This window comes from Shewanella sp. T24-MNA-CIBAN-0130 (genome assembly GCF_040310185.1).
Classification (GTDB): Bacteria; Pseudomonadota; Gammaproteobacteria; order Enterobacterales; family Shewanellaceae; genus Shewanella; species Shewanella psychromarinicola.
Genome location: NZ_JBEOPP010000019.1, coordinates 39,474 through 66,258 on the forward strand (window position 1 = coordinate 39,474; position 26,785 = coordinate 66,258).

Sequence of the window (26,785 nt, forward strand, 5' to 3'; positions counted from 1 at the left end):
ATGCGTTGCCCAAAGAGATTTTTCTATGAGTTTTTCCTCACTTGGTCTGAATGCTGCTATTTTAAAAGCGGTTGAAAAACAAGGTTACGACACCCCCACTCCAATTCAAGCACAAGCAATTCCAGCCGTTTTAGCGGGCCAAGATGTAATGGCAGCGGCACAAACTGGGACAGGAAAAACAGCTGGTTTTACCCTGCCAATTTTAGAATTGTTGTCTAAAGGTGAACGCGCGCAACGTGGTCAAGTCCGTGCGCTCGTGTTAACACCAACACGTGAACTTGCAGCACAAGTACAAGAAAGCGTCGCCACTTATGGCGTCAACTTACCGTTAAAATCAGCCGTGGTATTTGGTGGTGTGTCTATCGTGCCACAATTAGCTGCGCTCAGAAATGGGGTCGACATTTTAGTCGCCACCCCTGGCCGTTTACTCGACTTATGCCAGCAAAAAGCCCTTAGCTTCAGCAAATTAGAAATTCTCGTGTTAGATGAAGCAGACCGCATGCTAGACATGGGCTTTATTCGTGACATTAAAAAAGTATTATCGATGTTACCTGCTAAGCGTCAAAACCTGATGTTTTCAGCGACTTTTTCGAATGAAATTCGTGAACTGGCTAAAGGTTTGGTTAACAATCCGGTAGAAATTTCAGTAACGCCTCGCAACGCTACCGCCGCCTCGGTGACACAATGTGTGTACCCATTGGATAAAACACGAAAATCAATGGCACTAATCGAACTGATTAAAACCAATGATTGGAAGCAAGTATTGGTCTTTTCGCGCACCAAACATGGCGCCAACCGTTTGGCCAAGAGTTTAGATGCCGCCCACATTAAAGCTGCAGCGATTCATGGTAATAAAAGCCAAACCGCACGCACAAAGGCTTTGGCTGATTTTAAAGCTGGCGCAGTACAAGTGATGGTCGCAACCGACATTGCCGCTCGCGGTATCGACATAGATCAACTGCCATGTGTTGTGAACTTTGACTTGCCCAATGTACCTGAAGATTATGTACATCGTATTGGCCGTACAGGCCGAGCAGGTTCAACAGGTCAAGCGGTATCATTAGTTGGCTTAGAAGAAGTTAAATTACTGCATGATATTGAGCGCTTAACTAACCGCGTCATTGAGCGTAAGCAGCTTGATGGTTTTGAAGCACCGTTCACAATTCCTGAACCTAACCTCAAATCAAGTGGCAGCTCAAAAAGCACTCAAGCGAGAAAGCCAAACCCGAACCGCAGTAAACATGCTCAGCAACATGCTAATGATGGTGCTCAAGGTGATAAGCCAGCGCGTAAGTTTGACTCACGCCAGCAATCACGTGGCCACGACAATAACGCTAACCCTGCTGATCCTAAGGCAGAAGCTAGAGCCAATGGTAATAAACCACCACAACGTTCACGTCCACCACGTCGAAGTGGTACGGCACCAGTAACATCGACAAGCAGTAATCCTTATGCCAATGCTAAAGTAAAAAGCTAACTAGCTAACTAGCTCACTAGCTCACTAGCTCACTAGCGATAAAGCATAAAAAAAACCGGTGAACATTGTTCACCGGTTTTTTATTATTCAGGCATCATCAATCGGCTATAAATTGACCGATAACACATTAATTGGTCACATAAACCAAGCGCGGTAATTACGGCCTTTTAACTTACCTTTACTGATGATATTCATCGCTTGTTTAGACACATTGCTTTTTACTGCAACGTAAGCGCGAAAATCAGTCACTTTGATTTTACCAATATCGTTAAAATCTAAACCATTGCCACCCGTTAATGCCCCAACAATATCACCTGGACGGATTTTTTGCTTTTTACCCCCCTCAATCTGAATGGTGATCATCGCAGCCGCTAATGGCTGCTTGTTGAGTACGCTCATTGCGGGTAAAGGCTCACTGACTACGTCTTTATTCATGGCTTCTTCTATCATCGCCATTTTGTAACCGTCTTCTTCACCAAACAAAGTATATGCGGCCCCTGAACTGCCAGCTCGGCCAGTACGGCCTATACGGTGAATATGCACTTCAGTATCGTAAGCAATATGATAATTAAATACTGCGTCTAACTCATCAATATCCAATCCACGCGCCGCAACGTCGGTGGCCACTAAAATACGCGCACTACGGTTAGCAAACTGCAATAACATTTGATCGCGATCGCGCTGCTCTAAATCGCCATGTAATGCTAATACACTAAAGCCAAATTCATGTAATGAGTCAGCTACTTGTTGGGTTTCACGCTTGGTATTACAAAACACTACTGCGCTTTCAGGCTGCTTATCTAATAACAATAAACGCAATGCTTCAAGACGGCCCTGGTTATCTTCGATACGATAAAAATGTTGATCGATAGTTAGGTTATCGTGCTTAGCTTCCACTTTAACCATTACCGGTTTATACAGAATTTGATCGGCAATCGCTTGGATCTGATCAGGGAACGTGGCGCTAAACAGTAACGTTTGACGCTCACGAGGTGCGGCAGCAATGATTTGGTCAATGTGCTGTTGGAAGCCCATTTCTAACATGCGATCTGCTTCATCTAAAATAAGCATGTTCATGTTACTTAAATCTAAACGGTTGCGATCTAAATGATCAACAATACGACCCGGTGTACCGACAATAATATGCGCACCGTGCTCTAATGAACCAACTTGCGGTCCCATAGGTACGCCGCCACAAAGTGTTAATACTTTAACGTTATGAATACCACGGGCCAAGGTACGAATGTCTTTCGCCACTTGGTCAGCTAATTCGCGCGTTGGACATAACACCATAGTTTGAATGCGAAAACGTTTTACATCCAGCTTATTGAGTAGCCCTAAACCAAAGGCTGCGGTTTTACCAGAACCTGTCATCGCTTGGCCAATGACATCTTCACCAGCCAAAATAGGCGGTAAGCTTTCGGCTTGGATCTGAGTCATCGATTCAAAACCCATAGTTTGGAGGTTTTCAAGCAATTCAGGTTTTAATTTAAGTGATGCAAAAGCCGTGTTAACGACTTGTTCTGTAGACTGACTCAAGGCAAATATCCTCTGATATCGAAAGGTAAAAAGCAGGCAAAAGCTGCAAAAAAATATACCAATACCATTACATAAATGAGCCAATAACGCGCAAAACTATCATTAAACAGCAGAACAAAATTAGCATATACAATGATGTTATATGAAAAATGCTTACCGCTATTTACGAACGATTTATCTTGCCAGAAGGAACAGATAATAAATAAGATTGGTGTTAGCAAAGGTGTTAAAACAAACCTAAGCCAGATATCAGCTATTGTAGCAATTTTATTGCCCGTTCGCTGACAAATATTTACCGATAACTCAGCTTATATTGAGCGCAATCCTAGAAAATTTGCTCAAAACGACCTTGCTGATAATCGTGTACTGCTTGCTCTATCTCAGCTTGACTATTCATCACAAACGGCCCCATATGAACAATCTCTTCATTAATAGGTTTTCCCGCAAGCAACAATAATCCTGCACCTGTCGATTTAGTTTGAAAATGACTGACGTCATGTGGATCTAATACCAACAACTGCCCTGATCTAGCCGTTTCTCGCAGACCTTGTGCATCAACATAGTTAAGTTCACCTTGATACACATAAGCACACACCGTTTGGTATTCTGCAAGATTAAGTGTGCCATGGCCATACTCAGCTAAGGTTAAATCGGCAATAGCACCATGACCGGCTAAACCTTGAATACTTGAGCTAATCTCATGAGGGTCATGATTAAAGCCCCAGCTTCCCGCCAAGGCAACAAGATTTGCGCCGTGTTCGTTATCTATACACGGATTAGCCTGCTTGCTGGTATCTTGATAAATAGGTGGACGCATTTTATGTTTTGCTGGCATATTGAGCCAAATTTGAAACCCATGCAGCCCTTCTTTAGTATCTGCTAATGGCATTTCAGAATGCACCACACCACTGCCAGTACTCATCCACTGCACGTCACCGGCACGTATATGCTTAACATTGCCCATTTGATCGCGATGCTCAAAGCCACCTGTACGGATATAGGTAAAAGTTTCTATGCCGCGATGAGGATGAGGCGGAAAACCACCAATAAAATATTGCTCGTTATCAGACTTTATTTCATCCATCATTAAATAGGGGTCAAAACGAAGCTTATCGAAATCGGCAATACGATTGATGTTAACACCATCACCGTCCATTGCAGGCAGTGCACTGTAGCGATTCAATACTTTCATCATAAACCCCATTTATTTAACCTCAACTCAAGATAATAAACGGTTATCAACCAGCTATTTTCTCGTTCACTGCATTTTACTGACTCGCAGTAGCACGCTATTGACGCGTTATTAACGTGTCATTGCACCTCGTTAACAGAACAAATTATGAGCTTGATATGACAGATAAATAGATAATTTATTTTATCTCTATAACCCGAGCAGAGGTTATTTATATCAATATCACTTGAGCATAGCAGGCAATATAGTTAATGAATATTGTATGATAGTGTGATTTTTATACGATGAAATCGACTGCAAAAGCATGTTCACGCGCTTACGGTGTCGCGATAAAGCGAGTTAATCCCAATGAGATTTACGGCTCAAAAAACGAGCAAAGCAACAACAAAGATACAATAAAAACAAACGGCGATAGCTTGAAAAAGATGTATGCCAAGTAGGTCGACATTCCCCAAGTCATTGCAAATCGCTCAACCTAGGTGGCTAATTGTAATGCCACACGGCGGTATGCAACGACATAAGGAATATTGCAGAGCCAACGGCGTTGGCCATGTATAAGGTAGGATTATTATGCTCAATCTATATCGAATTAATATTGACGCTCAAAACGTCTAATTAAACTGTGACACCAACTCTGTTTGGCGAACACCTTGACCACTAATTTCTTGGCTATGTATTGCAGCATTATGGCAATTTTGTTCGAATTGATTGATACCAGCTTGTAATGCCATCGCATTATTATAAATTTGATTAACGACAGTGGCTTGTTCTTCAGCAGCAACTGAAATTTGCTCTCCATTACCCTCGATAATGTTCATCACTTCACTGACAGAAATCAGGCTTTGCTCAAGCATGTTACTGGAGTCAATGCTCTTGTCTATTAACAAATGACTTTGATCCATTTGCGCTACAGCCTCTGCAGTCGTGTGACTGAGTGTATTGATAATAGCGTGTATTTCAAGAGCAGACGTTGCTGAGCGGCTTGCCAAGTTACGCACTTCATCGGCGACCACTGCAAATCCTCTGCCCGTCTCTCCAGCGCGCGCGGCTTCAATGGCCGCATTAAGCGCCAGTAAGTTTGTTTGCTGCGCAATACTTTCTATCACATCGACGGCTTGATTCACGCTTTGGCATTGTTGATTCAGGGTAGAAATAGCAACACGCGACTCTTCGAGTAAGCTATTAATTTCAGTTGTGGCGGTTTTACTGTTAACTAATGCCACCTTAGTTGCCTGTATTTGTTCCACTAATTGATGGATTTCTGCCGTTGAGTTACTGGTGTTTTGGGCAATGTCAGTAACAGAAGCGTTCATTTGCCCAATGGCTGTAACGACTTGTTCTAAATTTTGTGATTGCTCAACCAACTGGCTCTGATTGGCTTGATTTTGTTGTTGATGCTCTTCTAAACCTTGCTGGAGTTCTTCACCACTGTCTTTGATACGTCCGACCACGGCAAGTATTTCTGCTTTTTGCATCCGTAGGCTTAATTCTATGTGAGAAAGCTCATCGGTATAACCCGTGTAAACAAATTGATTGAGTGGATTATCATGTATTTTTTTACTCAAAATAAGTATGTTATCAAAACGCTGTTTAAGAACATAAAGCGGTCGACAAAAACATATAATGGCGATAATAAAGGTTAACATAGTGAAGAAAGCACTGGCGTAAGGTAAGGACATGAATAACCCTACTGAAAACAACCAGCCCAATAGCAGTTTAGTGATAATACTGGCGCCAAACTTTGGCTTGGCTGCTTTGCCAGCATTGACCGCATCATAACAGGCTTGAGCACGTTCAGTGAGCTCAACTTCAGGTTGAGTTCTAACCGACTGGTATTCACAAATAGTACCGTTGCGTTTAATGGGGGTGACATAGGCGTTAACCCAATAGTATTTGCCATTTTTGCAACGGTTCTTCACTAGCCCCATCCAGCTTTGTCCTTGCTTAATAGTATCCCAGAGGTCAGCAAATGCGGCTTTAGGCATATCAGGATGGCGGACAATATTATGTGGCTTGTTGATTAATTCTTCTTTTTGGTAGCCACAAACAGTAACAAAGTCATCATTAACATGGGTAATGATACTGTCTAGATCTGTTGTTGAAAGAATTTTATAATCTGACGGATACGTGATTTCTTCATCAATAATTTCTTTTACAGTCATGGTGATACATTAAACGCAGTCAATTAAATAAGTGAGGCGATTATTAATCAGTCAGCACGACATTGATGTGATGATTAGCTAATTTAATCGCCAAATATTTAACATTTGTAAAATACACGAGTTAAGTCACATTGATGGTTTTTAAGATCGAGGTGATGTCTCAAACATTAGCCGCTCATTTGGATGGCATCGGTAAATAATGTTAATATTTGTTCACCTTGTTAGTGACTTTTTTCTTCAGACGATAGCAGCGGATAAGGTCATTAAGCGTCAGCTATAAGGCCGATCATCTATTTAACCAATAACATAGCGAAAAATATCTTGGTAGACAGACTTTGATTTGTTGCCCATCAGCAAACGACCATTTGAAAAACATATTTATGGCGCTATTTTAGATCGACTATTTTAATCTAGCTGACTCTATCTCAACGGTGTTTTAATATAAAAATGAAAAGTCATATTCATTCAAAGAGGTTAATTCCAGGTATGGATCGCTTGCTCTTTTGTGGTTGCCTTTTACATAATAGTCGCTTAATACCCACCATTTTTCTCATCGCCAACAGCGAGAAAGGAACGGGAGTTGAAGCAAAAATAAGCGTTTATACTGTGACGATTCTCTAGCAATTAGTTATCGCACCATGATCACTCTTGATGTGTGCTGGATAACGTTAAAATAATCAAAACACAGTATAATCATGGTTAATTAATGATTGGTGGGAAACGAAGTGCTGACACAAATTCTAGTCACGATATTAGTAATCGTTGGCGCTATTGTATATTTACGCAGTGGCCGGGGCAGTAAAGCGAGTCGCAGTGCTGCAATAGCAGAGGAACAAAGCTCGCCATTTTTTAGTCGGGTGATTATTTACGCTATGATTGCAGTGTCGATGTTAGCCTCAACTGGCTATTGGGGTTGGAGTCTGTATGACGAAAACACCGTGGTTGAAGTGACGATTACATCACCCATTGAAGCGATGACCACAAGCTACAAAGTACGTAAAAAAGATATTGAAGCCAAGCGGATTACCACCGTTGATGGGATTCAAATCCGTTTATCTAATCAAGAGCGATTAACGATTAAAGCGGCAGAGGCACAGTAATTATTTGTACCTAATCAGAGTCACCCTGCCGCCCACTCATCTGGCGCTATTTTACTGCCACTATGCCTGATCGCAAAGCGCCTGCCATTGGGCGCTAGCAACAGGGTCGCCATTTTTAAAACCAATATAGCTATTCAGTTTACGGCTGATATCACTCTGGCATTGAGTTTCTACAGATGTGGGGATTTCGATCAAATGCAGCCCGCCTGTGGCTGTTTGTTGTAGGGTCTGTATCAGCTGTGCCTGAGTCTGACAATAATGGCCCTGCCCGCCGTAAGCTTGGATCAACAACTTAGGATCAAAACCTTCTGCATTGCAGTGATATATGGGCGCATTGCCTGCTTTGCCTAAATGAAACACATTGTTTCGCATGTAAAGTATCGTGACATTGGCATGCTGTTTCTGCAAATTAATCAACTCATTAGCCTGAAAATTAAACCCGCCATCACCTGTGATAACCAAAATAGGCACTTGACTGCCAATGTAAGCGAGTTCATCGGCTACCGCTCTGGCATAGGGAAGGCTTGTGCCCATGGCGGCATACCAAGGATTGGCCAAAAAACTGCGTCCAAGTTCAGTGCTTAAGGTATTAAGCTCGAAGCTGGCGAAGAAGGCATTGCCTATTTCAGGAATAAATACATAGGGCTGAGGCAAAGTGGCTTGAGCTACATTGATCACCTTTGCCAAATTGGCATAGCTTAGGCTCTGCTGGGCTTCAATGTTTTCTCCCATAACGGCAACAGCATCTTGCGGCGCAGCCTGCGGTGATAGTTGAGGTTGTTTTGTTGTGGCTTCTAGCCTGTGCTGCAGCCCCAACTCTAGCAGGGTGACGACGGCGATGATGTCTTGCTCCCGGTGAGCAGTGCCCTTTAACATCGTCTTATTCTGGTGCTTGTCTATGGCATGAGTCTGGCTGCCAAAGGCATTGTTGGTGTCGGATGGAAAAATAGCTGTGCCTATTTCCAACACATAATCGGCGATGGTTTCAATGTAGATTTTACCTGGGGTGTGGCTGAATACGCCGTTATAGCAGCCAAGACAGAGAGGATCACTTTCATCGACCATACCCTTGGCAAACCAAGTGACGGCATAGGGTAGTTGCAACTGATGACATAGCTTGACCAATCTTGCCAATAGATCGGGATTAAGGCGCAACTTTTCCCCAAGAAACAGTAAGGGAGCCTTAGATTTGCTCAGCTTATCGAGTATGTTCGCGGCGATAAGTTCAGCGCCGCTCAAATTAAGGTGTTGTCCTTGGAGAGAATCCAGACTTGGGGGTAAAGACAAGGCTTGGGTCGGTTGCTGCACCAGATCCCTGGGGATCTCGATATACACAGGTTGGCGATGTAAATAAGCATGAGTCATTAATGCTAAGCATTGCTCAGCGGCAATATTAGGCTGACCAGTATGACGCTGTCCTTGTAGTCGCTCTGCGCGAATACCTAGGGCTTTAAACGCATTGAGGGCAGCATTGAGATCCGTATTCCACGCGGTATGAGGATGCACAGTATGGTGCAAGGAATGCTGGGCGATTTCATTCTCCCCAGGAGCACCGGATATAAAAATAACAGGTAAGCCTTCGGTGCGGGCTAGGGCCGCGGCAGAAATACAGGGTAAGCTGCCGACTGTGTATGTTGTAAGGCAGACACCAAGGCCTGCTACCTCGGCTTGAGCACATGCGCTAAAGCCTGCGTGCATCTCATTACTTGAGGGCAGCACAGTAAGGCTCGGCTCAAGTGCATTAATAAGGTTGGCGACAAAATCGCCACCCACACCATAGAGCCGCTTCGCCCCAAAAAATTGCAATAACTGGGCAAGGCTATGTCCTAGTTGTGGCAAGCTGTCATGGTACTGCTTGCCAAAATTGTGTTGAATCGATGAGGTCACATTACGCTCCTATAGTCGTTAATGGCCTTAGACTAAGCGCAAGTGCTAGATCATGTATTGATCGAGATCAGCTTTATAAAATTGCCCTGCAGATGCGGTTGTCACAACGCCCTCCCCATAACCAAGCAACCCATTTTGCTAATCCTCTCCCAATGGCCAATCGGCCACACCACTAGAACAACTCATTTCACCGCAGCTCAAACCAAGTGACCCATTGAAAATTTAAGCGAGGTTTAAGTTTGGGTTAAGTAACCTACTCCTAAACCACAATTAGGCGCGTCACATCATGCCATTAAATAACTTGCACACCATTAACGTCTGGGATGTGTTGATCCGCATATTCCATTGGTCACACGTTGGTTTTTTTACTCTAGCCTATTTAACCGAGGGCGAAGATGAGTGGATGACCATTCACAGCTACGCGGGTTACAGCATCTTAATCTTATTAGTTTTTCGCCTGTTATGGGGATGCATCAAAAGACCCGCAAAGCAATCGACCCCATGGCACAGTCCATTACCATCGATCGCTTAACCGACAGTGCCAAAATAGAAAAATGGTTCACTCGTAACTTTAGTCGCTACGCCACAGCTAATATAAGATGCAAACTTCGGCATTCCCTTTATATAATTACTTTCAAACCAATCGATAGTGAACCCGCTGCTTTGTATATTTTCAATCATAGGCCTATTTAAATTACAGCCACCAAAGGCGTTACCCCATAAACGATTTAAACGATTTTGCCATTTTTTAATTGAGTCATCAGGAGCTTGACCATGCTCACAGAAAAGAATTTTACCATCGGGCTTTAATACTCTGTGTATTTGCTTCATTGCGGCACGCCAATCAGCAATAGTGCAAAGCGTGTACGTTAACACGACTGAGTCAACACAATGATCATCAAGCGGAATTTGTTCACCGGGGAGACTTAGCCACTCAACCTGAATAGGGGATTTAGCTAGATTTTTTAGCGCTTTTTTACGCATTCCAAGAGAAGGTTCAAGCCCCCATATCATGTTTACTTTCATAGGATTATATAAAGTCATGTTAACAGCAGACCCCATACCAACCTCTAACACATTGCCATAAGCTAAAGGAACGACTTTTTGCCTAAGTTCCATTATGACACTTGAAGAACAAGCGCAATTGATAATGTGTGGAAGAATATTATTTTCATAAAAACTCAAAGGTAAAACCTCTCTATAATTTGAGATTTACATGTCGAACGTTCAATATAAACCGCGCGAGCTTCAGCGGCTATAGGGCGCGAATGTATATTATGGTTAGCGCGCAATGTAAACCTCATCGGCTATTTCCCCTCGGCTCAATATGTATCTATATGCCTATATTGCCCTTATTTCTTGAATCCAGCCTTAACCGTAACCAGTGTAGTGGCCTTCTGGTTCGGAATTATAACTCCCGCGCACTTTATTAACTGAGGGGATTGGTACCGTTTATTTAACACCGAGATCCGATCCAGTCGATCACAGTTCAAACCAATAGCAGATCTTGTCATTAAAAAATGATAGCTAACTTTAGCCTAATCCCGCTGTTTTTATTACGATGGGCATAAGAACTTACACAGCTTAAAGTAAACTACAATATGGCAAAACCGAATAAGAAAGGACCTTCCCGAACCGTCGACATCTTCTGCGCTAAGTGTAAAACCCAGCTGTTTAAGTATCGCAAGGGAGGTAAAGGCGCCTTAATCAAATGCTTCAAGGAGCGTATTGTCGAAAACAACACCAAAGTCCCCTGCACTTGCCCTGAATGCGGCCAGGTATTTGCCCGAGAGACTTTAGTCCGCGGCGCGCCAGCCTTTAAAATGGTGGGTGGAAAAGTCACGTTTAAATAATTCCTAGCATCATCAGTAACAATGACACTACTGCGGATCTATCCATGGCGAGTGTGGGTCTCAATGTGAATATGAGTAAAAACGGCCACCTTGTTGCAAAAGGCTCATCATCCCCGCGCCAGTGAGTATACTAACCCCCGATAATGGCAAACACTGCTTTCTGCCACCACAATCAAGCAAATAATCACCATCAGCCATTTTTTAGGGGGACATGAGTCGCATCAAAAGCAATGATAAAAGTGAAGCAATTGAATAGAAAACTAAGGCCAACAGCCTTCGAGGAGTAGACGATTGCCCTGACTCATCGACAGCGTCCATATATGACATGTTTATTACGGCTATTTTATTTATGGAGTGATTAATCAGTGATTAATTGACCGAGTAATAGAACGCGGAAAAGCCAAATGCTAACTCAATCAATAAATGAAACGTTAACGCAGGCCATAAACTGCGAGTCTTAATGGTTAAATAGGATAATAAAGGCGAGGCGATGATCATGCCGATGGCTTCGTAGATAGGTTTTTTTATGTGGAATAATACTTCGAAGATGCACACGATAATGGTCATTATAATCGCTGCCGCCATTGGATTAAGTTTGTAATGCTTGGTTAAACAATATTGGCCACCGCCCAATAAAAATCCTCGGTGGAGGACTTCCCAGCCTATGATGGTCGATGCGGTAAAAATGAGAAAACGCTGAAACTTACCCGCTTCTCTGAGATCCTCTAAAGAACGTCCATGGCGATAGTGAGAGAAATAATCTGCGGCAAAAAATTGTAGATAAATAAATAAACAAAGCAGAAGACCAAAAAAGACAGCCATAAGCAGCAGGTTTTCACGATTAATTGTAGGTTTAGAGAAATACAGTTGTTTTAACGGTATCGCCAGCAAAAAAACCAGAACAAAAGGAAAGACTAATCGGCTTAAAACCCAATAACCTTTAAAGCCTCCCGACGCTAAAAAATTATTGCTGACATACACACCAACCACCTGTAACAGTAATATTACTATTAATAATATGCAGAACGGAGCCGCCATTTTGGCGCTAAGGATCTGGTCTTGGTGTGACATGTTTGTTATTTCCTTTTATGCTTTTTGTCGCTGAACCCATACATTGACATAATGTACCCATAGTTTGACAAATCTAACCCATTCAATGACATAAAAATGGCTTTTGTAATTATATTACAAAAGCCATTTTCTTTAATATCAGTATCTTGAGTGATTAATAACCCATACATTGACAAATTTTTGCATGTTAGTACGCTAAACATACTGTATTTGTGCGAATTTAACTCATGTCCATTTTCAAGTTAGCTTTGCTAACACAGAACTGCTCCAAAGTTACTTAGAACCAAAGTTCTATTTAACAATGCTTGCCTTCGTTTTCCATACAAAAGCTAATCGATATTGCTCTTCTAAAGAGACTATTTTTTACGGCCTAGATCGCTTAATCTAATAAGCTGGTTTTATATACAGTTATAATGCGTTTTGGCTTAATTTAAATCAAACAACCCAATAAGTAAGTCTAAGGTAGTAAGTAATAATTATGCGATTAAGCTTAACTAATTGATATTGCAGCAAATAAATTTTATTGGTAATTTTATGAACACTTTATTTTGGCTATCTCGGTTTGTTTTTGGGTTTTGCGAGTAATTTATCGCTTTACATCAACGATATAGCAAATGTAGGATGATATTAATCAATAACTTAAGCGGCCGACTTTATTTGGCGAGCTGTTCAATAAGCTGTTGAACTAAGCCGCTGCGCGGAGCCAACAGATGCTTCAATTGAGTTTATAACCCTCATTGAATCAGCCAAGCTTAAAGATGTATGATAGAAAAATACGATGAAAGGGAATTTCAATGAAACACGTACAAATCAAGCCACATAATCAGTTCAAAACTGTTCTGCAGCCTAGAGCCAGCATCAAAAAAAGCAAATTCCTACAGCATAAAACGTACCAATTAACCTGAACTCGGCATCAGCCAAGTCCAACAAGCGATTTGTGCCATGCAAACGGCGCAACGCACAAATACTAAAACGTTATGCGTTTAAGGAAGCCTAGGTGCAGCACGTAAGACAAGGGAATTTAATAGCCATACAACACGATGGCGAGTACCACTATTTTTTAGTTCTCACTGAATCAGCATTCTTTGGGTGTCAGTGGTCATATTGCTTCTACAAAACATCGAATGGGTTGTTAGCCGAAGATGAAATACTTAAAACATACGGAAATGGCTTTCCTGCGCTCGTTGATTTCATAATTGAGCGCCGTGCTAATGAAGTAGTTAAGATATCTAAAAAGGTGGATGTTTCGAGTTTTCAGATCACTTCGAACTTAAAAGCGAGAATCGATCAGTACGGCGGAGGCCATAAGTGGTATATCTATTCGCCAGGGTTTTCCATAATCGCGCAACAAGGACGCCTTAAGCCTGAGCAAGAATGCTTGCCAATAGCCTCTGGGCTAAAAGCAAAGGATGCTATCCGTTTAATTAAAACGAAATGGAAAATTGAAAATGTTGTTACGGAAGAAGGACGAGGGCAGTATCCGCTGTAATCGCATAACAAACGCGTCAATTAGGACGCTCGCAAGCTCGCGCTTATTACGCGGGCGATAGAGCACATATGAAACTTATAATCAGCGCAAGTGAATGTGATACGTCGACTCTTAAGATAGCAGAAGCGTTAAGGTTTGTTTTCCAAAAGTTTGAAGATCAACTTTCTGGTAATTACGATGGGGTTATTGAACACTTATGGATTGACCTTGAATTGTCTGAAATGAGTTTCAAAGCATTTGGCAAGCCACCCAAACCATTTCGATTCCAAAAGCGTGTTTCTGGTGCGGGTCACATGGGTCTTTCAGCAATACCGGACTCCTACAATGTTGGGCATTATAGTGTCAGACCAGATTTTGAAATATTGAAGAAAAATACAATTGAACAAAGCGTAAGCTATATCATTGGTTTAATTTACCAATCAACTGAAATGCTCTTAGATAAACAAAAGAGATTGAGTGGTTTTAATGCAGTGGATTTCAGAGACAAGTTTTTGTCTGTAGCTATCAGCTTAGGTTTTAACATCGGCGATGAATAGCTCTAACAAGCTCAAGCACGTGGAATTGGGCATGTTGTCACCTTTTTCGCGTGCCGCAAAAAAGTCGCCAACATACCCAATCCAGTGTTGCGGGCGTTACCCATAAAGATTTTGATCCGAAACTCACAGATTAGAGTTAAAAATCTAACTCGGAAATGTCCAAAAGAGAGCTTGGAAGTGACCAAACATTATTATGGTGGTAAAAATAGGACTCAGTTCGATTTGTTGGACTAATCCCTACTATGGCTTCCGATTTGAATGTATCCATACCATCAGCAGGGTTGCTAGTTAGCCTTTATGCCCTTGGTGTAGCCATCGGCGCACCTGTTTTGACCGCGTTAACTGGAAGGTTGAACCGTAAATATGTATTGCTCGCCGTGATGTCTTCATTTGTGGTTGGCAACTTGTTGTCATGGCTAGCTCCAAGTTATGATACTTTGATTGTGGCCCCGTATTTTGATCAACTAGTCATTTTATGTTCAGTATTTTCCTCCTTTTGCTTTCGCGTAACTATCTTTGTAGATTAAATTACGCAAAAGCAAAAAGGTTTACTGAATTTAGGTGAAAAGGCTAATTAAATATATACCTTTTAGTGTTTACTTCTAATAAAGTTTCTATAATTTTGATTTTGTTATGGATTACTTAAGATTTAAATCCTGCCGCAGTCATCAATAATTTAAATCCCATAGATACTATGCCTAACGAAAGCACACTTATAACCCAGATACTCAGAAGCCATAGCCATTGCTGGAGTGCTCTATTGAGTTTCATTTTAACCTCCGTAATGATTAATTAGTGGTAAGCTTCGCCTTCTTTTACTTTTCCGGCGAAGACGTAATAACTCCAAAATGTATATGCAAGGATCACAGGAAGAATGATCAACGCACCATAAAGCATGAAACTGAGGCTTTCTTTTGGGGCTGCAGCTTGCCATATTGAAATGTTAGGAGGAATGATGTTGGGCCATAGGCTGATCCCAAGACCAGCAAAGCCAAGAAAAAAAATCATTAATGCCATTAAAAAGGGTGATGTTTCTTTTTGCTTTTTGACTGAATCAAATGTTTTCCAGCACAAAACAGCAGTCAGTAAGGGCACTGGAGCTAATAGGAATAGATTGGGTAGCGTAAACCAACGTTCGGCAATGGATACGCTAGTAAGTGGTGTCCATACGCTCACAACAATTATCGCAACAATAAGTAAGCTGAGAATGTTAGGCACGAAAGTAAATATGGTCTGTTGCAGCTCACCTTCAATTTTCGTTAGCAACCAAGTGCTACCAAGTAATGCATATGCTGCCAACAGACCAAAGCCACAAAATAGTGGGAATGGAGTGAGCCAATCTAACTGCCCACCTGCAAATACACAACCTTCAACAGTAAATCCTTGAACGACAGCACCAACGACGACACCTTGGCAATAGGTGGTAATAATTGAGCCTACCATAAAGGCGCGATCCCAGAATTTAAGGTGACTAGGTAGTGCTTTAAAACGAAACTCAAAGGCAACGCCCCGAAAAATTAGTGCGACTAGCATCAGTGTCAGTGGAATGGTTAACGCTTCAAGAATTATCGAGTAAGCGAGTGGGAAGGCGCCAAATAGCGCTGCGCCACCAAGTACTATCCACGTTTCATTACCATCCCAAACGGGGGCAACACTATTAACCATGACATCTTTTTGTGAACTGCTTTGAACAAAAGGCATCACAATTCCTATGCCTAAATCAAAACCATCCATGAAAATGTACATCAAGGTAGCAAAGATGATGATACCAAACCAAACAACCGAAAGATCCAATTCCATAACGATTACCTCAAGTCATGCCGTAAATTTAAAGTCGACCAGAAATTGTAGAAATTTCATGGGAGCCAGTGTTGTGAGCATCATCTAGCTGAGGCCCCTGTTTCATTTGGCGTATCATGTAGAAGTAACCAAATCCAAAGACGAGGCTGTAAACAATGAAGAAACATAGAAGGCTAATACTCATTTGTAAGTCACTATGGGCCGATACAGCATCTTTAGTTTTCATCAGTCCGTATACAACCCAAGGCTGACGACCGACTTCGGTGGTAAACCAACCTGCAAGTATGGCAATTAACCCGGCTGGCCCCATTAAAAGACAGAACTTTAGATACCAACCTGTATTATAAAGGCGCTGTTTTTTACGCAGCCAAAGACTGTAGAAACCTTGTAAAATCATGAGTATTCCAAGTGCGACCATAATTCTAAAAGACCAAAATACGACTAGTGAGTTAGGTCTTTCATCCTTTGGAAAGTCTTTCAATGCTGGAATGGGTTCTACCAAACTGTGTTTGAGTATCAAGCTGCCAAGGACTGGTATTTCAAGCGCGTAGTCAGTACGTTCTGTTTCCATATTCGGGAATCCAAACAGAATCAATGGACTTGGGCCACCGTCAGAGTTATCCCAGTGTCCTTCTATCGCTGCAATTTTTGCAGGTTGATGTTCAAGCGTATTAAGGCCATGTATGTCCCCTATATAGGCTTGGATCGGTGCAACAAGAACTAACATCCACATTGCCATCGAAAACATTTTCTTTACTGGGCCAGTTTTGTTGCCCTTGAGCAGATGCCAGGCTGCGCAAGCACCGACAAATACAGCAGTGCTGAGAAATGCTGCGACACCCATATGAACTAATCTGTATGGAAATGAAGGGTTAAAAATGACAGCAAACCAATCGGTTGGGACTACTTGACCATTGATAATCTCGTAACCGGTTGGGGTTTGCATCCAACTGTTAGAGGCGAGGATCCAAAAAGTGGAGAGTATGGTTCCCAGAGCTACCATACAGGTGGCAAAAAAGTGTAGCTTATCGCCTACTCGCTGCCAGCCAAAGAGCATAACACCAAGAAAACCTGCTTCTAAGAAAAAAGCGGTCAGCACTTCATAGGTGAGTAACGGCCCTGTAATACTACCGGCAAAATATGAAAAACCACTCCAATTTGTTCCAAATTGATAGGCCATAACAAGGCCTGAAACAACACCCATACCAAAGTTTACAGCAAAAATCTTTGACCAAAAAAGGTAGAGAATTTTGTAGTCAGGATTGCGTGTTTTGAGGCTTAAACCCTCCAAAACGGCAAGATAGCTAGCCAGTCCAATGGTTATTGTTGGAAAAATAATGTGGAAAGATACTGTAAATGCAAACTGTATCCGTGCTAATAAAAAAGCATCGAACTCGAACATAAGCTAGCCTTATTCATTTTAGAAGGTCGTAATATTAATTGATGGACAAGGAGATCAGTAGACACAGAAATTAAGTCTGAATATATAACAGATGGTTTTTATCGGTGTTATAATCTGGAAGGTGTTAATTGTTATGGTGAATTCGAATTGGCAAAGTATGAAGATCTGGTTTATCAACTCAAACGTCAGATAAAATCTGGAGTCTGGCGTGCGGGCGATAAATTACCGTCGCTTAGAAAACAGTCTGCACATAGTGGTCTAAGTTTGATGACAGTTTTACATGCTTATCAAGTCTTGGAGTCTCAAGGTTATGTGGTTTCTCAAGCGCGTTCAGGCTATCGTGTGACACCTGAGTTAAAAGAAACTGAACCTCATCTGCATGCTGCGGTGTCGTTAACTGAAAAAGTTGATATTAACGACTTTGTGTTTGAAGTGCTGCAAGCAGGTCGTAACCCGTATATGGTTAATTTTGGTTTCGCGTATCCAGATCCTAGTTTGTATCCACGCCAACAAGTTAATCGTTCGCTAATGTCTGCCGCCCGAAATCTACCTATTTCTAGTACATTCGATAATTTACCGCCTGGTAATGAAGAGTTAAGAACGATCCTTGCTAAACGGTATGCGACAAAAGGAGTTAACATATCGCCTGAGGAGATTGTGATTACCGCCGGAGCACTCGAAGCGTTAAATCTCAGCTTGCAAGTGTGCACCAAACCGGGTGATTGGGTGGTGGTTGAATCTCCCACGTTTTATGGTGCGCTTCAATCATTAGAGCGACTGGGATTAAAGGCCTTGTCGGTAAGAACGGATACAATAACAGGAATTGATCTCGATGCTTTGGAAAAGGCATTTCAATCCCATGATGTAAAGGCGTGTTGGTTGATGAGCAATCATCAGAATCCACTGGGTTTTACACTGACATTAGAGAAGAAGCAGTCGTTAAATGATCTGCTTAATCGTTATAACGTGGCCTTGATTGAAGATGATGTCTATGGAGAGCTTTATCAAGAAGGCACTCCCGTTATGCCAGTCAAACAGTTTGATCAAATCGGAAACGTAATGCTTTGTTCTTCTTTTTCAAAATCTTTGGTTTCGGGGTTCAGAATAGGTTGGGTAGCAGCAGGGAAACGTTCGTTGGAGATGCAAAAGTTGCAATTAATGAGCACGCTCGCAACAAGTGCGCCAATTCAATTAGCGCTAACTGATTACTTAAGTAAGTGTAATTACGAAACCCATTTAAAGCAGTTGAGAAAAAAACTTCACGAACGAAAAGGGCAGATGGAGTGTTTACTTACTAAGTACTTACCTTCAGGAGTTAATATAACGAGTCAGCTGGGAGGTTATTTTATTTGGGTAGAACTTCCGCTTGGTATTGATGCTGTGGATGTATTTCATGCTGCTATAAAACAAAACATCAGCATTGCGCCGGGAAAAATGTTCAGTGTGACCGAACACTACAATCATTGTATGAGATTGAACGCGTCCTTTGCACTGAATGACAAAACAGTACAAGCAATAATGACATTAGGACAAATAATCAGTGAATGTATGGTGGCGAATGAATCAACAATATTAGCAACTTCGGTATAACGCTTTAAATTCATGTGTAAAATGATGAAAGATTTTTATATTACTAGCACCCATTAGTTAGTTTTAAACTTGAGATAACGCATCTAAGTTCTAACCCGAAAGCTCTGATGCTCAAGATCTGATATAGATATAGCCGTCATTTCTGTATCTACTTTCGTATGCCCTCTACTTTTATAATGCCGTTCCTTTATTTGTGTTCAAGGTTTGTAGAGCCTTGGGTATAGATTTTTACTACGTATCGGAAATACTAATGAGTAATGTAAAAACAGCAGCACTACGTGCGCTCCAATTGATGGACCTAACAACCTTAAGCGACAGTGATACCGATGATAAAATTATCGAGTTGTGTAAGCTTGCTAAAACCCTTGTCGGTAATACCGCTGGCATATGCATCTATCCGCGCTTCATTCCTATCGCCAAAAAACAACTGAGAGCACAAGGTACATCCAACATTCGAGTGGTCACTGTGACTAATTTTCCTCATGGAAATGATGATGTTGAAATAGCCGTTGCTGAAACAAAAGCTGCAGTTGCCTATGGCGCAGATGATGTCGATGTTGTGTTTCCATATCGCGCGTTAATATCGGGTAATGAGGATGTTTGTTTTGAGCTTATTGAGCAATGTAAAGCTGCTTGCGGTAGTAATATTTTCTTCAAAGTGATTATTGAGTCTGGTGAGCTAAAAACGCCTGAACTAATCAAAAGAGCCTCCGAAATATCCATTAAAGCGGGTGCTGATATGATCAAAACCTCTACGGGGAAAGTGCCCGTCAATGCGACGCCAGAAGCTGCTGAAATTATGTTATCAGTCATCAAACAGATGGGCGTTGAAAGTAGCGTTGGTTTTAAGGCCTCTGGTGGCGTTCAGACTGCAGAAGAAGCCAAACTATATTTAGATATGGTTGATAATATTATTGGGGACGGTTGGGCCGACAACTCTAAACACTATCGTTTTGGTGCTTCTAGCTTGTTATCTAATCTACTTCATACGCTAGGTGAAGCAAAAATAGACGTTGACGCTAAATATTAGATTGAGCATTTATGAGCGTTCCGATTCGACAAGATGTTATCGATAACTCTTCGCTGTGCTAGTAGCAAATCATCGCTATTGACCATAAGCACTTTGACTAAATACTACATAAATCGTGGTGGTTTTTTTTGAATAATACCAAGGGCAGTTTTTTTATGGTTGCTTCGATGGCGGCGTTTTCCGTTGAAGATATGCTTATCAAAGCGGCGGCAGAGACGGCATCAATTGGCCAAATTTTAGCATTATTTGGTCTAGGTGGAATGCTTGTGTTTATATTTTTAACTTGGCGTAAGGGAGGGCGAGTTTTTCATCCTGCCATACTCTCAGCACCATTATTAATACGCGCCGTTTGTGAAGTTATTGGTCGATTCTGTTTCGCTTTAGCGATCACGTTAACACCGTTATCGAGTGCATCGGCGATTTTGCAGGCCACACCATTGATAGCAATGGTTGGTGCAGCTTTGTTGTTCGGTGAGAGTATCGGATTTAAGAGGTGGTTGGCTGTTTTCGTCGGTTTTGTGGGCGTACTGATGATTATTCGCCCCGGTTTCGCCGGCTTTGAGGTCAACTCTATTTTTGCGGTGGTGGCTACCTTAGGCTTTGCTGGCCGTGATTTAGCGACACGTGCCGCTCCACCTGTGCTTTCTAACACTCAAATTGGAGTCTATGGTTTTTCGGTGTTAATTCCAACAGGTTTGGTGATAATGGCTTATCAAGGTCAACCATTTCAATTTGGTTTTATGTTAGCGGCGCAGATTGTAGGGGCAATAGTCTTTGGTGTTATGGCCTATAATGCGTTGACCATCGCTATGCGTACTGGTGATGTATCAGTAGTGTCTCCATTTCGTTATTTCCGTTTATTATTTGCTTTGATTTTAGGTATTTTCATTTTTGGAGAGTCTCTTGATGTGCCCACTTTACTCGGGAGTCTGCTAATCGTGTTGAGTGGTGGTTATACGCTAATTCAAAATCGTAAAAAAGTACCTGAAAATCTAAGTATCTAGTATGTGTAATGGCTAACTGAATCTAGCCTCTTGTTTCGAAGTTATCAGTACTGTAGTGGCATAGTTATTTTGGCCACTACAATGCAACCTTCACTGTCCAGTTGTGCGCATTAGTAAATTCGTCTCGATTCAACGCTATACCACTAAAGTTTAGAATCTTATAAAAAAACACTTTCAAAGTAATGTAACCAATATCAAATACATTAATATATTTCTGTATTTGATATTGGATACAAAATATTATCTATGTCTCTATTTAAGATTGCAATGTAACTAAGAAGTCTCTCGAACGTAAGTGGTTTGAACTAAGGTTTTTTGTACTAACACTTTAACATGGCCATATATGGACGCTCCCGGTGAGTCAAGATAATACTCTGCTCACCGAAGGCTTTTGGGCCTTAGTTTTCTATTCTACTGCTTCACTCTTGTCATTGCTTTTGATGCGACTCATTTACCGCTAAAAGCGGTTGTACTGTCATATATACGGGCTTAACAGTCTAGCTGCGCCCCTAATGAAATCCGTACCACTGCGCCTGTATATGTCACTTTTTACATGGCCACCCATGATTACTGGCTAAATATCTAACAATAACCTACGCTTTATTTACCCTTTCAAAATGGTAATTGAAGATGGCCAGACCAAGACGAACAATTGTTAGTTTAGATGACACACCTTATTACCACTGCTGTTCACGTGTGGTGCGTAAGGCTTTTCTGTGTGGTATCGATAATTCAACAGGCGAGAATTTTGAGCATCGGCGTGAATGGGTTGGTTTACGCATCCTTGAATTGGCGACCATCTTTGCTATTGATATATGTGCCTACGCAGTCATGAGCAATCACTTAGATGTCGTGATTAAGGTTAATGCAGATAAAGTGAAACACTGGTCAGATAAAGACGTGCTGGTACAGTGGCACAAAGGTTTTAAAGGGACATTACTGACGCAGAAATTTGTTAAGGGTGAAGACCTAAACCAATTTGAGCGACAAACGGTCAATGAATGCATCACAGAGTATCGTAAACGGTTAATTGATATCAGTTGGTTTATGCGCTCCCTGAGTGAGCCGATTGCCAGACAGGCAAATAAAGAAGATAAATGTACTGGCAGATTCTGGGAAGGGCGGTTTAAATCGCAAGCATTATTAGACGAAGCAGCCGTTCTGAGCTGTATGGCTTATGTCGATTTGAATCCTATCCGGGCCAAAATGGCCAGCACACCAGAAATGTCAGATTACACCAGTATTCAACGCCGAATAAACTCAGCGATAAAAGGTGAACAACCAACAGCGTTATTGCGTTTTGTCGGTAATGAGCGTGTAAACATGCCTAATGGTTTAATGTTCAGTGTAAAAGACTATATTGTGCTGGTGGAAGATACTGGGCGAATTATTCGAGAGGATAAACGGGGTGCAATTAGTTCAAGCAGCCAAGCTATTCTCAATAGACTCAACATACCTGCCGAGAACTGGCTAAAAATTACTACAGAGTTTGGCTCATTATTCAAAGGCGCGGTAGGGGCGTTACCTGCCTTAACAGAATATTGTGAGCATTTAGAACGGAAGCGACGCCAAGGCGCGGCAAACTGCCAGCGTTGGTTGTGTGCTTAAACGCTAACTCTTAACTCTATAACACCACTTTCCACTTGATTGATATCAGGCTTTTCTGCTGTGTTAAATCGACCATAAACTTTATAAACTTTATAAACTTTGTGGGGTCAGTGTAAACTTTGTTTGAACACCATACATTTACTAATCCCACGATCCACCTTTAGACCCTTTGCTCTAAATGATTTCTGTCCAAAAGTGAGTTACTAAGAGATACGCTTTCAGTTGTAATAAAATGACAATTCATAATTATAGTGTCTAGGTGCAGTTTCGATTTGTCAGACTATGGGTACATTTATGTCAGAGTATGGTTATATCTTTTCGGTAAGTTATTGAAAGCTGAAAGCTACCTATGTCAGACTTTGTTTCCAGCGACACTTTTTTAGAGCATTTTTTAGGGCTGCTTTAGCAATTGACGCCACAATATCTTATGTGGGCTCCCTTGAATGCCACCCATTCATCTAACGAATGGACGCCTAAGAATGCCACGACTTCTTAAAAATGCCACCCATTCTTCTGACGATAACGTTTTAAGTTGACGAAAGTGACTATTGCGACGTGTTAATAGTGGCTGTCTACATTATTTGTCTCTAGATGATGCTCTAATTATGTGTGGGATAGCCGATAAATGTCTCAAATTTGGCCTTCTGGGTCGCTCCATATCCTAAATCCATTGAGTCGAGGTGCCACTGATATTCGAAAGGATTAGAAAGCGTCAGGCAACATTATTTATTTTAAAAGAATTCGCAACAAGAGTGCCTCTATATGTGTTGGCATCCTTTTACTTGCAAGCGCACGACGATTTAACCGCTAACCGACATACGAAGTAGATGAATCAATAGCCAAATAAGCCACTCACTTATCGAGTTCCATAACGTTTGGTTTCATTAGCAGTTGCGATTATTTGCGAACTTGATCGCGTTTTACAAGGCTACACTGCATAATTTTCGTTTATTGTGCTAAATTTAGAACTCACAGTTCTAAATTTATATATTGAGAAGCAACAATGGCGCATCGTTGGCAAATTGCAATTTCTGCGGGTTTATTAGCGGCTATTTGGGCTGGTCTTGCTGATGTGTTTCATCTAGTGACATGGGTTGGCTTTCTCGGTTGCAGTACTTTTTTTGCTCAAACTGAATCTGGCGCTAAAGGGATGATGATGGCGATGATGACCAATCTTTCAGGTGTATTCTGGGGATGGTTAATTATTGCGGGGAGTGGTGTACTGGGTTCGCCAATAATAAGCTATGCATTAACGGGTATTGTCACTGCAATGATGTGCTTACAAGCCAGTAATAAAAACTTCGCTTTTATTCCCGGCACGTTTATTGGTTGTTGTATTACATTCGCGTTAAATGCTGATATCGCAGCAATTATTCCACCTCTAGTTATAGGCGCAGCGCTAGGCTATAGCATGAGCCTACTAACCGGCTTATTGATAACGTTAACGGCTAAAACAGCTGAATCGTTGAAAGATGAAACCGTAAAAGAAATCTAAGCACAGATTCGATGCCTCAATCGAGTCTGACACAAACGTTGAACGAGGCACTAGAGACTTAGAACAAAACATGCCGCCCATTTTATAAAACATCAAAACATAGCAACATCAAAACATAGCCACCCATTTTATTATGAATTAACATAACTGCTTTTAGCTTTGATTGCGATAGCCTTCAGCACTATTCAAATGTATAAATTAAACGGGAATTATCAACAAACTGAGCGTTAGATAAAAAAACAGTAAGCAATACGGCAGATTCAAAGCAGCACTAGTGGCTTGATTGATATCAAGCTGGAAATGAAAGTATTGTTTTAGTGTTAGTTCTAGATTTAGAGATTAAGCCTTAAGCACACAGCCAGCGCAGGCAGTTTGATGCGCCTTGTCGACGTTTGCGTTCTAGATGTTCACAATATTCTGTTAATGCCGGTAACGCCCCTACTGCGCCTTTAAATAATGACCCAAACTCAGTGGTAATTTTCAGCCAGTTTTCTGCTGGAATATTGAGTCTGTTAAGAATATGTTGGCTACTGGCACTAATTGCACCACGCTTATCCTCTCGAATAATTCGCCCTGTATCTTCCACCAGCACAATATAGTCTTTAACACTGAACATCAGGCCATTTGGCATATCCTGACGTTCATTACCGACAAAAGGCAGTAACTCTTTTGGTTGCTCGCCTTTTATCGCTGAGTGTATTCGGCGTTGAATGCTGGTGTAGTCTGAAGTTTCTGCTGTGGTGGCCATTTTGGCGCGGATAGGATTCAAGTCGACATAAGCCATACAAGCTAAGACTGCGGCTTCATCGAGCAGCGCTTGGGATTTAAACCGCCCTTCCCAGAATCTGCCTGTGCACTTATCTTCTTTATTGGCCATTCGAGCAATCGGCTCACTCAAGGAGCGCATAAACCAACTGATATCGACCAAGCGTTGTCTGTACTGGGTTATGCAATCATTCACTGTGTTAAGTTCAAATTCGTTTAGGTCTTCACCCTTAACAAACTTCTGCGTCAGTAACGTCCCCTTAAAGCCTTTGTGCCACTGCATAAGCACGTCTTTATCTGACCAAATTTTAGCTTTGTCGCCATCGACTTTAATCACCACATGCAAATGATTACTCATCACTGCATAGGCACAGATATCAATGGCAAAGATGGTGGCAAGTTCCAGTATACGAGAATCAACCCATGTACGCCGATGCTCAAAGTCCTCACCTGTTGAATTATCAATCCCACACAAAAAGGCTTTACGCACTACCCGTGAGCAACAGTGATAATAAGGCGTGTCATCTAAGCTAACAATTGTTTGTCTTGGTCTGGCCATCTTTAATTACCATTTTGAAAGGGTAAATAAAGCGTAGGTTATTGTGCATAATTTAGCCAATAATTTTGGGTGGCCATGTTATTCTGAAGCTCAGTTGAACACAAGCGCTCATTTCCCGAATACTCAGCCGGGGGGCTATCATACTCCCCCGGGTCCGCAGGCCGATTCGGCTCAATACGAAGGCGATAAAACTTAGTACCTTTAGCGAGCACCCTTGCTGGGTATTCCGTTAGCACTCGCTCTAAAATCTGTGGCCTCATCGCTGGGTCTTGCAGAGCCTTAAGAGGCTCAACTTCACCAACCATCCAAAGTCGGGGGCCATAGTGGAAGAACCCGAGCTTCCCTGCTTCTTCAATCAGCTTAATGTCATTTTCGAGCCATGCAGATGGCGAGATATCACTCTTACGATAGTGATACTCATTGCATTGGATTACGGGCGCTGCACCGTAATCACAGCGGATTGTCGTACCGCTCACGAAGAAACGCCATGCGAGGTCTTCTATATGTTTTTTTGTGAGCTTACGGCCTTCAGTTCTTCTGCAATTCGGGCATACATCTTGTTGTTCGAGGCCATGCTTGGCCGCATCAATTCTCAATCCCTCATCTGCAAAGCATTCAGAGCATAGGAGGGTTGCATTATCCTTGGCCGCTTCGGAAGTCATCTCGATCTCATACACCTAACGCCTTTATAACGGGCAGCCTGTGGCGAAGCCACGCTTTAGGCTGTCCAGCCACGAAGTGGCGTTCGTTGATAAACTTGTTAACTGTTGCCGTTGGCACATAGCTAGCTATTGCCACCTTTTAGCTGGATTAATAATTCACCTAAATCTCTTTGAGTGCAACCGTCTTTCCAGTGCTCATCATCTGCTAAGTGAATTATTGTAAATACAGTGGACCAAAAAACTTTTTCGGCTTCCGTGGGTTCTTTTGGTGAGGCATCAGATAAACTCCAGGCATGAGACTTGATAGCCTCATGATCTATTTTTCCAGACAAATAGGACTCAAGCTTCTCAGCTAGCTCCATTTTATTTATTTGTGATACTTCCATACTCATAGACAGTTAACGCCCTGTTAACAGGCAATAAAATAGTTGGCTAAAATTAGCGACGAAGGAGCAAAAGCCAACTGTTTTTTGTCCTTGTTTAACAGCTTGTTGAACGAAGCCGCTCTGCGGCAGAAAAGATAAAAACACATCTTTAGCCCCATCATAAATACTTACTAGACCC

The 26,785-nt window shown here is 41.8% G+C and carries 22 protein-coding genes and 3 pseudogenes; 13 read left to right on the forward strand and 12 right to left on the reverse strand.

Annotated features, from left to right (window positions below; translation table 11 throughout):
* Positions 1-25: 25 nt before the first annotated feature.
* A complete protein-coding gene (locus AAEZ02_RS09990) occupies positions 26-1,477 on the forward strand; it encodes a DEAD/DEAH box helicase (protein WP_335688353.1) in 1,452 nt (483 codons plus the stop codon).
* Positions 1,478-1,612: 135 nt separating this feature from the next.
* On the opposite strand, the gene dbpA is transcribed toward AAEZ02_RS09990, so the two are convergent.
* The 3 genes from dbpA to AAEZ02_RS10005 all read right to left on the reverse strand — a co-directional run bounded on the left by dbpA (position 1,613) and on the right by AAEZ02_RS10005 (position 6,370).
* Complete coding sequence (gene dbpA, locus AAEZ02_RS09995; protein WP_351076563.1) at positions 1,613-3,016, reverse strand: ATP-dependent RNA helicase DbpA; 1,404 nt, start codon at positions 3,014-3,016, stop codon at positions 1,613-1,615.
* Between the two features lie 325 nt (positions 3,017-3,341).
* The gene (locus tag AAEZ02_RS10000) at positions 3,342-4,208 is read right to left on the reverse strand and encodes a pirin family protein (RefSeq protein ID WP_351076699.1); all 867 of its coding nucleotides are present in this window, start codon (positions 4,206-4,208) and stop codon (positions 3,342-3,344) included.
* Between the two features lie 611 nt (positions 4,209-4,819).
* The gene (locus AAEZ02_RS10005) at positions 4,820-6,370 is read right to left on the reverse strand and encodes a methyl-accepting chemotaxis protein (protein WP_124013494.1); all 1,551 of its coding nucleotides are present in this window, start codon (positions 6,368-6,370) and stop codon (positions 4,820-4,822) included.
* 725 nt (positions 6,371-7,095) lie between these two features.
* Between AAEZ02_RS10005 and AAEZ02_RS10010 the strand changes: the two genes are divergently transcribed.
* Positions 7,096-7,470, forward strand: a complete 375-nt coding sequence (locus AAEZ02_RS10010; RefSeq protein ID WP_101034746.1) for a hypothetical protein — start codon at positions 7,096-7,098, stop codon at positions 7,468-7,470.
* A gap of 60 nt (positions 7,471-7,530) precedes the next feature.
* Here the strand turns inward: AAEZ02_RS10010 and AAEZ02_RS10015 are convergent, their stop codons facing one another.
* Positions 7,531-9,357, reverse strand: coding sequence for a thiamine pyrophosphate-binding protein (locus AAEZ02_RS10015; RefSeq protein WP_124013493.1), 1,827 nt, complete (start codon positions 9,355-9,357; stop codon positions 7,531-7,533).
* A 286-nt stretch (positions 9,358-9,643) separates the two neighbouring features.
* Between AAEZ02_RS10015 and AAEZ02_RS10020 the strand changes: the two are divergent.
* Positions 9,644-9,826 (forward strand): annotated as a pseudogene (locus AAEZ02_RS10020) (cytochrome b/b6 domain-containing protein); the annotation flags it as partial.
* Positions 9,820-9,927 (forward strand): annotated as a pseudogene (locus AAEZ02_RS10025) (DUF1924 domain-containing protein); the annotation flags it as partial. The pseudogenes AAEZ02_RS10020 and AAEZ02_RS10025, both read left to right, overlap by 7 nt.
* Here the strand turns inward: AAEZ02_RS10025 and AAEZ02_RS10030 are convergent.
* A complete protein-coding gene (locus tag AAEZ02_RS10030) occupies positions 9,886-10,542 on the reverse strand; it encodes a class I SAM-dependent methyltransferase (protein ID WP_164839403.1) in 657 nt (218 codons plus the stop codon). The pseudogene AAEZ02_RS10025 and the gene AAEZ02_RS10030 overlap by 42 nt on opposite strands.
* 416 nt (positions 10,543-10,958) lie before the next feature.
* Here AAEZ02_RS10030 and AAEZ02_RS10035 point away from each other — a divergent pair, with 416 nt between their 5' ends.
* The gene (locus AAEZ02_RS10035) at positions 10,959-11,210 is read left to right on the forward strand and encodes a hypothetical protein (protein WP_124013491.1); all 252 of its coding nucleotides are present in this window, start codon (positions 10,959-10,961) and stop codon (positions 11,208-11,210) included.
* Positions 11,211-11,579: 369 nt separating this feature from the next.
* On the opposite strand, the gene AAEZ02_RS10040 is transcribed toward AAEZ02_RS10035, so the two are convergent.
* Positions 11,580-12,281 carry a CPBP family glutamic-type intramembrane protease gene (locus AAEZ02_RS10040; protein WP_124013490.1) on the reverse strand — a complete coding sequence of 234 codons (702 nt, stop codon included), beginning with the start codon at positions 12,279-12,281 and terminating at the stop codon, positions 11,580-11,582.
* A gap of 997 nt (positions 12,282-13,278) precedes the next feature.
* Here AAEZ02_RS10040 and AAEZ02_RS10045 point away from each other — a divergent pair.
* The 3 genes and pseudogenes from AAEZ02_RS10045 to AAEZ02_RS10055 all read left to right on the forward strand — a co-directional run.
* The gene (locus tag AAEZ02_RS10045) at positions 13,279-13,770 is read left to right on the forward strand and encodes a hypothetical protein (protein WP_351122921.1); all 492 of its coding nucleotides are present in this window, start codon (positions 13,279-13,281) and stop codon (positions 13,768-13,770) included.
* Between the two features lie 68 nt (positions 13,771-13,838).
* Positions 13,839-14,306 carry a hypothetical protein gene (locus AAEZ02_RS10050; protein WP_351122924.1) on the forward strand — a complete coding sequence of 156 codons (468 nt, stop codon included), beginning with the start codon at positions 13,839-13,841 and terminating at the stop codon, positions 14,304-14,306.
* Positions 14,307-14,530: 224 nt separating this feature from the next.
* Positions 14,531-14,755: pseudogene (locus AAEZ02_RS10055) on the forward strand (MFS transporter); the annotation flags it as partial.
* Positions 14,756-14,948: 193 nt separating this feature from the next.
* Here the strand turns inward: AAEZ02_RS10055 and AAEZ02_RS10060 are convergent.
* From AAEZ02_RS10060 to AAEZ02_RS10070, 3 genes are read right to left on the reverse strand one after another with little or no spacing between them, the layout of a single operon-like run.
* Positions 14,949-15,077 carry a DUF2474 domain-containing protein gene (locus AAEZ02_RS10060; RefSeq protein WP_124012003.1) on the reverse strand — a complete coding sequence of 43 codons (129 nt, stop codon included), beginning with the start codon at positions 15,075-15,077 and terminating at the stop codon, positions 14,949-14,951.
* Positions 15,078-15,098: 21 nt separating this feature from the next.
* On the reverse strand, positions 15,099-16,106 hold the full coding sequence (gene cydB, locus AAEZ02_RS10065) for a cytochrome d ubiquinol oxidase subunit II (protein WP_351122927.1): 1,008 nt from the start codon (positions 16,104-16,106) through the stop codon (positions 15,099-15,101).
* A gap of 28 nt (positions 16,107-16,134) precedes the next feature.
* Positions 16,135-17,508, reverse strand: a complete 1,374-nt coding sequence (locus AAEZ02_RS10070) for a cytochrome ubiquinol oxidase subunit I (protein WP_124012004.1) — start codon at positions 17,506-17,508, stop codon at positions 16,135-16,137.
* Between the two features lie 147 nt (positions 17,509-17,655).
* Between AAEZ02_RS10070 and AAEZ02_RS10075 the strand changes: the two genes are divergently transcribed.
* The 5 genes from AAEZ02_RS10075 to AAEZ02_RS10095 all read left to right on the forward strand — a co-directional run bounded on the left by AAEZ02_RS10075 (position 17,656) and on the right by AAEZ02_RS10095 (position 24,235).
* A complete protein-coding gene (locus AAEZ02_RS10075; RefSeq protein WP_351122930.1) occupies positions 17,656-19,098 on the forward strand; it encodes an aminotransferase-like domain-containing protein in 1,443 nt (480 codons plus the stop codon).
* A 250-nt stretch (positions 19,099-19,348) separates the two neighbouring features.
* Entirely contained in the window at positions 19,349-20,128 is a 780-nt protein-coding gene (gene deoC / locus AAEZ02_RS10080) for a deoxyribose-phosphate aldolase (protein ID WP_124012006.1), read from the forward strand.
* A 128-nt stretch (positions 20,129-20,256) separates the two neighbouring features.
* A complete protein-coding gene (locus AAEZ02_RS10085) occupies positions 20,257-21,132 on the forward strand; it encodes a DMT family transporter (RefSeq protein WP_351122933.1) in 876 nt (291 codons plus the stop codon).
* 630 nt (positions 21,133-21,762) lie between these two features.
* Positions 21,763-22,740 carry a transposase gene (locus AAEZ02_RS10090; protein WP_124012007.1) on the forward strand — a complete coding sequence of 326 codons (978 nt, stop codon included), beginning with the start codon at positions 21,763-21,765 and terminating at the stop codon, positions 22,738-22,740.
* Positions 22,741-23,743: 1,003 nt separating this feature from the next.
* A complete protein-coding gene (locus AAEZ02_RS10095) occupies positions 23,744-24,235 on the forward strand; it encodes a DUF1097 domain-containing protein (protein WP_124014346.1) in 492 nt (163 codons plus the stop codon).
* Positions 24,236-24,581: 346 nt separating this feature from the next.
* Here the strand turns inward: AAEZ02_RS10095 and AAEZ02_RS10100 are convergent, their stop codons facing one another.
* The 3 genes from AAEZ02_RS10100 to AAEZ02_RS10110 all read right to left on the reverse strand — a co-directional run bounded on the left by AAEZ02_RS10100 (position 24,582) and on the right by AAEZ02_RS10110 (position 26,613).
* On the reverse strand, positions 24,582-25,559 hold the full coding sequence (locus AAEZ02_RS10100; protein ID WP_164839404.1) for a transposase: 978 nt from the start codon (positions 25,557-25,559) through the stop codon (positions 24,582-24,584).
* A gap of 38 nt (positions 25,560-25,597) precedes the next feature.
* On the reverse strand, positions 25,598-26,035 hold the full coding sequence (locus AAEZ02_RS10105; RefSeq protein ID WP_351122940.1) for a hypothetical protein: 438 nt from the start codon (positions 26,033-26,035) through the stop codon (positions 25,598-25,600).
* A 308-nt stretch (positions 26,036-26,343) separates the two neighbouring features.
* A complete protein-coding gene (locus AAEZ02_RS10110) occupies positions 26,344-26,613 on the reverse strand; it encodes a hypothetical protein (protein ID WP_351077572.1) in 270 nt (89 codons plus the stop codon).
* Between the last annotated feature and the right edge of the window lie 172 nt (positions 26,614-26,785).

Excerpts from the sequence above, each read along its gene's own strand:
- AAEZ02_RS10070 (WP_124012004.1), bottom strand. The coding sequence starts at position 17,508 with ATGTTCGAGTTCGATGCTTTTTTATTAGCACGGATACAGTTTGCATTT.
- AAEZ02_RS10110 (WP_351077572.1), bottom strand. The coding sequence starts at position 26,613 with ATGAGTATGGAAGTATCACAAATAAATAAAATGGAGCTAGCTGAGAAG.
- AAEZ02_RS10060 (WP_124012003.1), bottom strand. The coding sequence starts at position 15,077 with ATGAAACTCAATAGAGCACTCCAGCAATGGCTATGGCTTCTGAGTATC.
- cydB (WP_351122927.1), bottom strand. The coding sequence starts at position 16,106 with ATGGAATTGGATCTTTCGGTTGTTTGGTTTGGTATCATCATCTTTGCT.
- deoC (WP_124012006.1), top strand. The coding sequence starts at position 19,349 with ATGAGTAATGTAAAAACAGCAGCACTACGTGCGCTCCAATTGATGGAC.
- AAEZ02_RS10050 (WP_351122924.1), top strand. The coding sequence starts at position 13,839 with ATGAAACTTATAATCAGCGCAAGTGAATGTGATACGTCGACTCTTAAG.
- AAEZ02_RS10000 (WP_351076699.1), bottom strand. The coding sequence starts at position 4,208 with ATGAAAGTATTGAATCGCTACAGTGCACTGCCTGCAATGGACGGTGAT.
- AAEZ02_RS10040 (WP_124013490.1), bottom strand. The coding sequence starts at position 12,281 with ATGTCACACCAAGACCAGATCCTTAGCGCCAAAATGGCGGCTCCGTTC.
- AAEZ02_RS10095 (WP_124014346.1), top strand. The coding sequence starts at position 23,744 with ATGGCGCATCGTTGGCAAATTGCAATTTCTGCGGGTTTATTAGCGGCT.
- AAEZ02_RS10035 (WP_124013491.1), top strand. The coding sequence starts at position 10,959 with ATGGCAAAACCGAATAAGAAAGGACCTTCCCGAACCGTCGACATCTTC.
- AAEZ02_RS09990 (WP_335688353.1), top strand. The coding sequence starts at position 26 with ATGAGTTTTTCCTCACTTGGTCTGAATGCTGCTATTTTAAAAGCGGTT.
- AAEZ02_RS10090 (WP_124012007.1), top strand. The coding sequence starts at position 21,763 with ATGGCCAGACCAAGACGAACAATTGTTAGTTTAGATGACACACCTTAT.
- AAEZ02_RS10100 (WP_164839404.1), bottom strand. The coding sequence starts at position 25,559 with ATGGCCAGACCAAGACAAACAATTGTTAGCTTAGATGACACGCCTTAT.
- AAEZ02_RS10005 (WP_124013494.1), bottom strand. The coding sequence starts at position 6,370 with ATGACTGTAAAAGAAATTATTGATGAAGAAATCACGTATCCGTCAGAT.